Annotated in this window: 10 protein-coding genes; 8 read left to right on the forward strand and 2 right to left on the reverse strand. The window is 62.3% G+C overall.

Annotation, left to right across the window (positions count from 1 at the left end; all coding sequences use genetic code 11):
- Positions 1 to 215: 215 nt before the first annotated feature.
- From D9599_RS29350 to D9599_RS29360, 3 genes are all read left to right on the forward strand, one after another.
- A complete protein-coding gene (locus tag D9599_RS29350) occupies positions 216 to 1,169 on the forward strand; it encodes an Abi family protein (RefSeq protein ID WP_198384883.1) in 954 nt (317 codons plus the stop codon).
- A gap of 687 nt (positions 1,170 to 1,856) precedes the next feature.
- Entirely contained in the window at positions 1,857 to 3,281 is a 1,425-nt protein-coding gene (locus tag D9599_RS29355; protein WP_198384884.1) for an SMEK domain-containing protein, read from the forward strand.
- Positions 3,278 to 4,684: a hypothetical protein gene (locus D9599_RS29360; RefSeq protein ID WP_232481088.1), complete on the forward strand. Its 1,407-nt coding sequence runs from the start codon at positions 3,278 to 3,280 to the stop codon at positions 4,682 to 4,684. Before D9599_RS29355 ends, D9599_RS29360 begins: the two co-directional genes overlap by 4 nt.
- Before the next feature lie 322 nt (positions 4,685 to 5,006).
- Here the strand turns inward: D9599_RS29360 and D9599_RS29365 are convergent, their stop codons facing one another.
- Complete coding sequence (locus D9599_RS29365; protein WP_198384885.1) at positions 5,007 to 5,642, reverse strand: tyrosine-type recombinase/integrase; 636 nt, start codon at positions 5,640 to 5,642, stop codon at positions 5,007 to 5,009.
- Positions 5,643 to 5,791: 149 nt separating this feature from the next.
- Between D9599_RS29365 and D9599_RS29370 the strand changes: the two genes are divergently transcribed.
- Both D9599_RS29370 and D9599_RS29375 read left to right on the forward strand, forming a co-directional pair.
- Complete coding sequence (locus tag D9599_RS29370; RefSeq protein WP_232481089.1) at positions 5,792 to 6,058, forward strand: type II toxin-antitoxin system Phd/YefM family antitoxin; 267 nt, start codon at positions 5,792 to 5,794, stop codon at positions 6,056 to 6,058.
- A gap of 12 nt (positions 6,059 to 6,070) precedes the next feature.
- Positions 6,071 to 6,508 carry a type II toxin-antitoxin system VapC family toxin gene (locus D9599_RS29375; protein ID WP_309228759.1) on the forward strand — a complete coding sequence of 146 codons (438 nt, stop codon included), beginning with the start codon at positions 6,071 to 6,073 and terminating at the stop codon, positions 6,506 to 6,508.
- A gap of 187 nt (positions 6,509 to 6,695) precedes the next feature.
- Here D9599_RS29375 and D9599_RS29380 read toward each other — a convergent pair whose 3' ends face one another.
- A complete protein-coding gene (locus tag D9599_RS29380; protein WP_198384886.1) occupies positions 6,696 to 7,799 on the reverse strand; it encodes an aldo/keto reductase in 1,104 nt (367 codons plus the stop codon).
- A gap of 99 nt (positions 7,800 to 7,898) precedes the next feature.
- On the opposite strand from D9599_RS29380, the gene D9599_RS29385 reads away from it, so the two are divergent.
- From D9599_RS29385 to D9599_RS32175, 3 genes are all read left to right on the forward strand, one after another.
- Complete coding sequence (locus D9599_RS29385; protein WP_198384887.1) at positions 7,899 to 8,786, forward strand: LysR family transcriptional regulator; 888 nt, start codon at positions 7,899 to 7,901, stop codon at positions 8,784 to 8,786.
- Positions 8,787 to 9,147: 361 nt separating this feature from the next.
- The gene (locus D9599_RS29390; RefSeq protein WP_198384888.1) at positions 9,148 to 9,336 is read left to right on the forward strand and encodes a type II toxin-antitoxin system ParD family antitoxin; all 189 of its coding nucleotides are present in this window, start codon (positions 9,148 to 9,150) and stop codon (positions 9,334 to 9,336) included.
- A partial coding sequence (locus tag D9599_RS32175; RefSeq protein WP_309228758.1) for a PAS domain S-box protein occupies positions 9,333 to 9,970 on the forward strand: 638 nt, incomplete at its 3' end. The genes D9599_RS29390 and D9599_RS32175, both read left to right, overlap by 4 nt.

The following is a 9,970-nucleotide window of genomic DNA, read 5'->3' on the forward strand; positions in this document are numbered from 1 at the left end:
TAACAGTGTCGCTTTGTTCCTGGACAGGTGGGCCGCCACGTAGCTGCTTAGGAAAGCAGCATAGCAAGGCCTAAATAGCCGAAAGGGGCCACCTTGCGGTGACCCCTTCCTAAAAAAATATTGCATCGCAGACCCCGCTTCCCGTCGCGTCGTTGGGCTGGCTGGGGTACAAACTGCGTGCCTACGCGTGAATAGATAGGGCTTACTGCGGCGAAATGCAACCCTCCAACATCGCCGCGACCATCGCAGCGCTCTCCGGCCCACGCCTCAGCAGCTACCGGACATTCTTCAACCCCGCCAACGACCTTGAACTCTACGGGATCTACTGCTGGAACGACGCGATTTCGGCCAGCCTCACTGCGTTGCTGAACAACCTTGAGGTGACGATGCGGAACGCGTTTCACCGGGAATTGAGCGCACGCTACGGGGCAGCTGCAGGAACGGCTTCCTCGGACTGGTACAACGACCTCCGACTGGTGCCGCGCTCGCTCGAGAAGGTCCGCACGATCACTCACCGGCGGCGGGCTGGGCGCCAAGTGCCTCTTTATCCCTCGCCATCGCCGGACGACGTCGTCTCGAAGCTGACCTTCGGCTTCTGGAAGCACCTGCTGGACGCCGCCCACGACCACCGGGGCAACAGGGTGGATTGGGGAGCAATCCTCACTGCCCTGCTGCCGAACCACGCCAACAGCAATCCCGCTTACTGGGCGAAACAGCGGCGCCAGGACGTCCTGTTCGCTCGTATCGACCTCGTTGGCGACATGAGGAACCGGATCGCCCACCTGGAGCCGGTCTGGAAAGCTGGACCACTGCTCCAGGAGGGCCGCGCCCGCCCCACCTTCACCCCGGCGGCCGTACTGCATGCCCCCGCTACCCCGCAGGAGGCAATCGACCGCCTCAAGCTCGTCCATAACCGTGCCTATGAACTCCTCTATTGGCTCTCTTCCGCCCGGGCCGACGATCACCGACAGTCCGCAGCCTACGGGCGGTTTCGGCACTTGGCGTCGAAGGACGGGCTGGACGGGTTCAAGAAGCTGTCCGCCGGACGGCGCGTCTCGTTCATAGGCCTGCGGTCTTTCATCCGGGCCGAAGCCACGGTCGGCGGGATGGTAGAGGTGACCGATGGCCAAGGGATGGTGATTGCCCTGCTGTTCCCGCAGGGAACCTAGACCAGATGTCCGTCTGAGGCGGGGTGGCCCGCCTCAGACGGACATCTGGTCTCGGACGGCGCTTGGCTCGGATGAAGCCGAGAAGCGTGGTGGTCAGCTCGTCGCGATGTAGATTGAGCACGTTGCCCATTGCAGATCTTCTGAGAGTGGCGAGGGCGGGGCAACGGACTGAGGGCCATGCTCCACCCGCCGCGATCGCGACAGATGTGCCCCCGGGGCGCGAGCGCTTGCCGGGGTGGCCCCTGCTGGGTCAGGGATTCCTTCGACGGACCAACCATTCTGCGTGTCGATGCCACAAAGCATCCTGTAGCTGCTTGGCATAGTTGCAAGCCGACGTCGCACGCCGGATGTCCGCATTGTGTGGCAGATGACCTCCGTTTTTGACTAAACTCGGCTCCGAGGCCAGCTTATCTCCGCCTTCATTCTTTCAGGCTTTATGCCGAGACTGGATGGAAGCCACCATTTCCACGAGATGTGCCGGCCGCCGGTGAGCAGGTCAGCAATGGACCATATCAATCTGTTCAGCAGCCTACGCGTGGAAGGCTGCTCAATTGAAAGCCGTCAATCACGCACATCATAGTAATCGGCCTAGAGCGGCCTAGAAGCTGCCGTTTTTTTTCCACGCCTCTTGAACTGTTCCTGCTGCGTTCCCATGCTCGTAGTGAGATGCTCGGGAGCCTGGATTAAATGCGGCAACTTGAGGTGGAAAATAAGCTACGCGATGTTGTAAGCCGGATTATCCTTCAGGTCGAGCTTGCGACATCTCAGGGCCGGACGGACATCAATCTCGCCCTAGAGGATGCATTTATCTCTATCCTCAAGTCTGTTTATAACCTCCCCAGCCTCATCAACCTAAACCGCAAGCAGAAGAACTTTCCCGGCATTGATCTCGGCGACGACCATGACCGGATCTGCTTCCAGGTCACCTCTACCACCTCGCTTGACAAGGTGAAGGCGACCGTCCGGCAGTTTATGGATCGGTCCTATTTTAATACGTTCGACGAACTCTACGTCCTGATGCTAACGAAGAAGCAGGCGTCTTATAGCCAGAGCTCGATCAGCGAACTGCTGGACGACAGATTCGCCTTTAATTGCAAGAAGCACATTATCGACTTGGCCGACCTTCTCGGTCTGGTCGGAGCGTTGAGGATTACAGCGCAGGAGCGTGTGCTGGAGGAGTTTCAGCGCATCCTTGGTGAGGTGGACGCGTACATCGCCTACAGTACGGATGGCGTTCCTGCACCGGTCGCGGTCACCTCCAACCTTCAGCGCATCCGCCTGCCCGAGGCAGTTTACGTCGCCGAACTCACAATTGATGACAAGGAGGTCATTGCCCGGGCTCGCAAGTCTCTGTCTTACCGGCGCAACCCTCGGCACCGAAATACAGTCGTGAAGATGGCGCTTCTCCTCAACGATGTGCACACTGACGCCTGGGTTTGTTACAATAATAAGCTGTTCGCTTTTCACGACATGAAGGCGAGCGGGCTTATAAGCGTAATCGACGCAGGTTCTATCGAAAGACTCGACGTTTCCGACCTTGCAGAATCCTCCGAAATCGACAACGTTAATGTGCTCAAGCAACTGCTCAGCGCTGAGACCCGCGAACGGCTCAAGACGCGGTATGTCCGCATGCAGCCCAAAGACCGCTTTTTCTACTTTGCTGCTACGGAAGAGGGGCAGACGGAGCGCAAGGAATCATGGGTCGGGAAGCGCAATGCGATCCGACGCGTCTACGAAATCAAGCGCTCGAAAAAAGATCCGACGAAGGTGGCCCACCACCAGCACCTTTCGTTCGAGCTGAATTTCACGAAACTCGGCGACGACTGGTACGCCCAAATCGTCCCAAGCTGGTTCTACTCCTGTAATGGTCACCAGCAGTCGAACTGGCACGACGATCTCCTCTCCCACCAAAAGCGGCTCGAGCACAACTCCAGCGTTCGGAACCAAGTCCGCTTCATCGCCTACTTCCTGGCTAATGCCGGCGATGAGGAAGGGCTGAGCTTCCAATCCCTTCTAAGATTCAACGTCGGGGAGGAAGCTGACGACGTTGCCGACGATCAAGATGAAGCAGTCATCGGACCAGATGACGACATGCGGGAGGTTGCAGCATGAAGCTTACCACGCTCACAGAGCCGCTCCTCGAGTTCGGCACTGGCACTCACATTTGCCCCCGCACCGGCATCGAGAACATGGGTGTATACGACAAGCGGGATGAGCTGCGCCGGACCGAGTTGCGCATTGGCGTTGTCGGCCGTGGTGAGGGCATCGACCTTCTCGACGAATGGCTCGTCCAGTGCCGTGGCGGGATCGAGCGCAAGAAGGAGTCGCAGCTTCTCAATCTCTTCCGGGGTTTTGGCGGCATCAATCAGAGCTACGGCTTCCTCACCCGACTTATAAACTCCCCGCAGTACACCCGCACCTTGCAAAAGTCCGAGATCACGGCTGTGGTGAAGCTCGCGTCTCGCGCCGAACGCGTCACCCGCGCCGTCGAACTCTACTACGAGCAAATTCGATTTCTCGCCGAGAACCGGTCCGTCGATGTGATTGTCTGCGTCATGCCCAACGAGATGTTCGACTCTGTCACATCATCGAAGGGCAGCGAAGACGTCGAGGGTGATGTCGAGCACAATTTTCGCCGCATCTTGAAGGCGAAGTGTATGCACCTTGGCACGCCGCTGCAGCTAGTACGAGAGAAGACCATCCTCATCACCAAACATGCTGGCGAGCAGCAGGATCCCGCCACTAAAGCCTGGAACTTCTGCACGGCGCTCTATTACAAGGGTAACCGTACCATCCCATGGCGTCTTGTCGAAGACACTGCGAAGCTGCGCTCCTGCTACATCGGCATCGGTTTCTATAAAAGCCGTGACGGCGAAACCGTGTCGTCGAGCTTAGCCCAGGTCTTCGACGAGTTCGGGCATGGCATCATCCTGCGCGGAACTCCCGTGTCGATCGACAAGAAAAACCGGCACCCTTATCTTAGTGAGGATCAGGCCTACGAACTCCTTCGCGACGCCTTAGACGAGTACGATCGCGCACTCCAGCACATGCCCGCCCGGATCGTGATTCACAAATCGAGCCACTTTCGTGACAGTGAACGGGCTGGCTTCGTGCGAGCACTCGAGGAGAAGGGCATCCGCTCGAAGGACTTTGTCGCGATCACCGACACCGACATCCGGCTATTTGGCGACGGTGACTACCCCCCGAAGCGCGGCACTATGCTCGCCGTCTCCGAGACCGAAGGCGTGCTTTACACGCGGGGCACCGTTGATTTCTACAAGACGTATCCAGGCGCCTACGTACCAAGGCCGTTGAGAGTCACCGTCTACGAGCAGGACTCATCGCTTGAGAGCCTTTGCCAAGAGATCCTTGGCCTAACCAAGATGAACTGGAATAATACCCAGATGGACGGCCGCCTTCCAATCACACTGGAATGCGCCCGCAAAATCGGCGACATCATGAAGTATGTCAGCTCTACGGAGAAACCCCAGGTCAGCTACAGCTTTTATATGTGAGTTTCGCTTGATTCCCCTTGAGGCTTGACGACGTGTGACGTCGAGAGCCTAGCTATACTTCTCCGTAAAGGCAATTGCGGCAGCAGCTTGATCAGCTCGTTATGGGTCACGGTGCCGATCGAATTGCCAGATGCAGCGCTCGAGCGCGAAGCAGCCGGTGGTAGTGGCATTGATGCAATGTCCTTTTCTATTTCTATACCAGACGTTCCACCAGCGATTATCAATGTCGCGAATGGGTCGGGGTCGGCAGTGCCCATCTTGGCTGGGGCAACCGCTGGAGAGGATCGATCCGGCGGCGATCATTCCCTGAGTGGCTCGATGCCTAGATGTCGGTGGCCTCTGAGATTGCCAGGGCATCCTCGATGTCGACGCCGAGGTACCTCACGGTGCTCTCGATCTTAGTGTGCCCGAGCAAGATCTGCACGGCCCGCAAGTTGCCGGTTCGCTTGTAGATCAGCGAAGCCTTGGTCCGGCGCAGCGAGTGCGTCCCGTAGTCCTCCGGTTGCAGGCCGATGGCGCTGACCCACTCATCGACCAGCCGGGCGTACTGGCGTGTTCCGATGTGCGGGCACCGGCCGACGCGGCTTGGGAACAGGCTGTCGTCCAGGGTGCCGCCCCGTAGATGCAGCCAAGCCGCCAAGCTATCCCGTGCTGTCTCGGTGATCTCGAACTGCACCGGCCGTCCTGTCTTCTGCTGCACAACGGTCGAGCGAGTGCGGATGTGGCTACCGGAGGTCACGTCGCTCACCCTGAGCTGGACCACGTCGCAGCCGCGGAGCTTGCTGTCGATGACGATGTCGAACATGGCCCGATCGCGCCCCCGCTTCTGACTCGAAAGGTAGAAGCGGATTGCCCAGACCTGCTTCTCCTTCAGCGCTCGCTTCGGGCCCACGATCCGGCCGGCAGATAGGGAGATCGGCCGGCCCCCTCCGCTGGGGACGGATCCTTCGGTCCGCATGTCTGCCTCCGTTGAGGAATGGCCTGAAGGCCTCCCTGGTGAGAGGCTAAACCCCTGGCCAGCTGCCCAGCTCGGCGTTTCTTGCATGCCCAGGCGCATGGCTTCAGGCCATTGCTTTCCTCTTGCGCTTAAGCATCTCAGATCACAGTATGACCACAGTAGTCATGGAGACCGATGTGCAGGAGATCCAGCTTCGCGATGCCAAGGCGACCCTATCGGCGGTGATAGACCAGGCCAGGGCCGGGCAGCCCTCGGTCATCACCCGTCACGGCCGCCCTGAGGCGGTGGTGGTGAGCTTCGAGGAGTGGCAGCGCCTCTCACAGGTACCCTCCTTCGGTCGCCTGCTGATGGCCGCTCCGCTGGAAGATGACGATCTTTCTCCCCGGCAGGGTGGCCTACGCGACGCGGGGCTCTGACCCCTGTACCTCATCGACACCAACGTCCTCTCCGCAGGAGCGCCGACCAAGGCGGTTGCCGCGCCAGACTTGGTAACCTGGATGGACCGCAACAGCGCTGGCCTCTTCCTCTCCGTCATCGCCGTGGCCGAGGTGGAGGATGGCATTGGCAAGGCCCGCCGGCAGGGCGCCATTCGGAAGGCCGAGAGGCTGTCGGAATGGCTTGAGGCATTGCTCCATCTTTACAGCGCCCGGATTATCCCTGTGGACCTGAAGGTGGCGCGGCACATGGGACGGCTCGCCGACCTGGCCCGGGGCAAGGGGCATGACCCGGGCTTGGCCGACGTGGCCATCGCCGCCACGGCGCTGCAGCACGGCTACACCATTCTGACCCGCAACCTCCGGCACTTCGACCCTTTGGGGGTTCCTGCGCTGGATCCTTTCTCCGCTCTACCCGCCGACTGTGGATGAGCGACCAAGCTCTGACTTCCCCTGGCTCTCCTCGCAAGGTTCGGTAAGTCCGATCCACCTTCTGGAAGCGGACGACCAACGATCGCTCGCCTGAACAAAGCCACTGGCAGGTGTTGGCCGGAAGCCGCCTGACCGCTTCCGGGCACCGAAACCGGGCAGCGGACATGGTCCGCTGCGACGAGGCTCATCACCCGCGCACGTCGGCGCCACCGAACACGACCTGATTGCGAACCCCTGGCTGGAACAGGCCGTAGAGGATCTTCTGGTCGCCGCCGCTCGTCGCGTCGAGCGCCTCGGAATGCTTGGGCGCTAAATCGAGGCCAAGGGCAGCCACGTTATCGGTCACCTGCTCGGCGCGGCTTACCCCCATCAGCGTGGAGGCGACGCCCGGTCGTCCCACCACCCAGGCCAGCGCGACGCGGGCCGGGCTCTCGCCTGCCTCGTCCGCGACGCGCTTCAGCGCCTCGACGATGGTCCAGTTGCGGTCGGTGAACAGCATGTCGCCGAACGGGTTGTCGCCATCCAGCCGCTTGTCCCCCTCCGGGCGAGGCCGGCCGCTCATATCCGCCTCGTTCGGGACACCGCCTCGCCGCGGTGCGGCGGCTTCGACGGCGGTACGGTCGTACTTGCCGGTCAGCAGGCCGTAGGCCAGCGGGCTCCACGGCACCAGGCCCATGCCGAAGGCCTGGCCCAGGGGGACGTGCTCGCTTTCCACGCCACGCTCGACCAGCGAGTAGAAGTACTGCAGCCCGACGGGTGACGGCAGGCCATGCACCCGCGCCAGCGTGGCAAGCTGCGTGACGTACCAGGCTGGCGTGTTCGAGATGCCCCAGTAGCGGATCTTTCCCGCCTGGATCAGCGCTGCCATGGTCTGGAGCAGCTCCTCCGCGGGGGTAATGCCGTCCCAGACATGGATCCAGTAGAGGTCGATGAAGTCCGTGCGCAGCCGCCGCAACGAGCGCTCGACCGCCGCATGGATGTGCCGCGCGCCATTGCCGCCTTGATGAAACCCCTGGCCCGTGGCGAAGCCTGACTTGGTGGCGATCACCATCTGGCCGCGCAGGCCGTTTTCAGCGACGAACTGGCCGACCATCTCCTCCGAGCGGCCGCCGGAATACACGTCGGCGGTGTCGATGAAGTTGCCGGCCAGCTCGACGTACCGCTCGAAGATGGCGCGGCTGCCCGCCTCGTCGGCACCCCACCGCGCCGTGCCGAAGGTCATCGTGCCCAGGGCGAGCGGGCTGACCAGCAGACCCGAGCGGCCAAGCGAGCGGTAAGCCTGAAGGTTCATCGGGTTCTCCTCTCTTCGTGCAGCGTGCCGAAGATGGACTGCCGCTCGGGGGACGATTAGTGCCTCCGGAACGGATGGGTTGCTGAAGGATTTTCAGGAATGGACCGCGAGCTCTGGTCTGGCCTCGCCGTGTTCGCGGAGATCGTGGAGGCAGGCAGCTTCGCGAGGGCGGCAACCCGGCTTGGCCTTTCGGCGTCGGCGCTGAGCCATGCCATGCGAACCCTGGAGGACAGGCTGGGTATCCGCCTGCTGGACCGCACCACCCGCTCGCTCTCACCCACGAGCGCAGGCGAGCAGCTCCTGTTGCGGCTACGCCCGGCGATGGCCTCGGTGGAGGACATGCTGGCCGAGCTCGACCAGGCGCGCGACCGCCCGGTGGGGCGGGTTCGTGTCAACGCGCATCGGCCAGCGGCCGTCCATGTCGTGCTGCCCCGCCTCGCGACGCTGGCGCAGCGCTACCCGGACGTGGCGGTGGAACTGGTCGTCAACGATGGACTGGTCGACATCGTGGCCGAGCGGTTCGACTGCGGCGTGCGGCACGCAGGCGGTCTGCAGGGGGACATGATCTCGGTGCGGATCAGCGAGCCAATGGAACTCGTCTTCGCGGCGGCATCAGCCTATCTCGATGCGCACGGCGTGCCCGAAACGCCCGACGACCTCGGCGCACATCGCTGCATCAGCTACCGCCACACGTCGTCAGGGGCACTACACCGCTGGGATTTCGTACGCGACGGCGAGATGTTCGGGCGTGCGGTCCCCGAGACCTTCATCACCAACGATGCCGACCTGATGCGCGACGCGGCGCTGTCCGGGCTGGGCATCGCCTGCCTGCTGCGTCTCCAGGCCGCCCCCTGTCTGCTCGATGGGTCGCTCACCGAGGTGCTACCGGGATGGGCGCCGGTGCTGGCGGCCAACCATCTGTACTACCCAAGCCGCCGCCAACCGAGCGCGGCGTTCCGTGCCTTCCTCGAAGTCATGCGGGCTTGAAGGAGAAGCCCCAGGGCTCAGGCGGGCATTAGAGGCCCTGACAGCGATCATCACCTCGATCCGTCTGAACCGGGAGTGCCATGTCCGCTTACCGAAAGGGGCACGCACGCAGCCTTTGGCCGAGATGGGGCGCCGAGCCGACGATCGATGTTGGCCGAAAGGGGACTGGCAGCTTCGGAGTGAAGGGAGTGCAGAAGCTGACTCAAGTGCCCCAGGGCATACGAGGTGGGAACTGGGTGGCAGGCTTGGCTCGACTATACTTAGGCTTGCCTCGGGCGTTCTGGGGAGACCTTATGGCCCGCCTTGTTGGCAAGCCGTGGCAATCCTTGACGCCCGACTTGCCTTCCGTCATGGGCCCGCCATGCGGCACGTTACGACCCTCAATATCTCGCTCACCCCTGAGCTACGGGCCTTCATTGCGGACCATGTCGCGTCAGGCCGCTTCGGGAGCGCCAGTGAGGTGGTCAGGGCGGCGCTGCGCGCCTTCGAACGGGCCGAGGCCGATCAGACCCCCGCCCAGGCCGTCAAGGTTAAGGCGAGCCCGCGGTGAACACGGCCGAGTTCGAGCGGCTCCAGCAACGCGAGCTCGACCTGGAGGCCGAGGTCGCGTGCCTGCGATCCCAACTCCAGTCCCAGGGCCGTGTTCCCGTCGAGAGGGGCAGCACCACCCCGGCAGGTCCCGACGAGCTCTTCTCGGCCGTCGAGAAGACGCGGATGCCGATGATCCTGACCGATCCGAACCAGCCGGACGATCCGATCATCTTTGTCAACCGCGCCTTTCAGGACCTGTCCGGCTACTCGGCGGAGGAACTCCTCGGCCGCAACTGCCGCTTCCTGCAGGGTCCGGACACTGACCCCGCGCAAGTGGCAGAGATCAGGCGGGCGCTCGCCGAGAGGCGGGACATCGCGATCGAGATTCTGAACCACCGGCGTGACGGGACGACGTTCGTCAACGAGCTCTACATCAGCCCGGTTTTCGACCGGGACGGGCGGCTCCTCTACCACTTCGGTAGCCAGCATGACCTCACCGGGCATCGCAATCACCGGCGCCGCCTGGAGGATGGGGCGCGCTGGCAGCGGGCCATCATCGACAGCTCCATCGACTTCGCCATCGTCGCCACCGACCTGGACGGCCGGGTGACGGACTGGAACACGGGCGCGGAGCATCTCCTCGGCTGGACAGC

The sequence above is a fragment of the Roseomonas sp. KE2513 genome, from assembly GCF_016107305.1.
Taxonomy (GTDB): Bacteria; Pseudomonadota; Alphaproteobacteria; order Acetobacterales; family Acetobacteraceae; genus Roseomonas.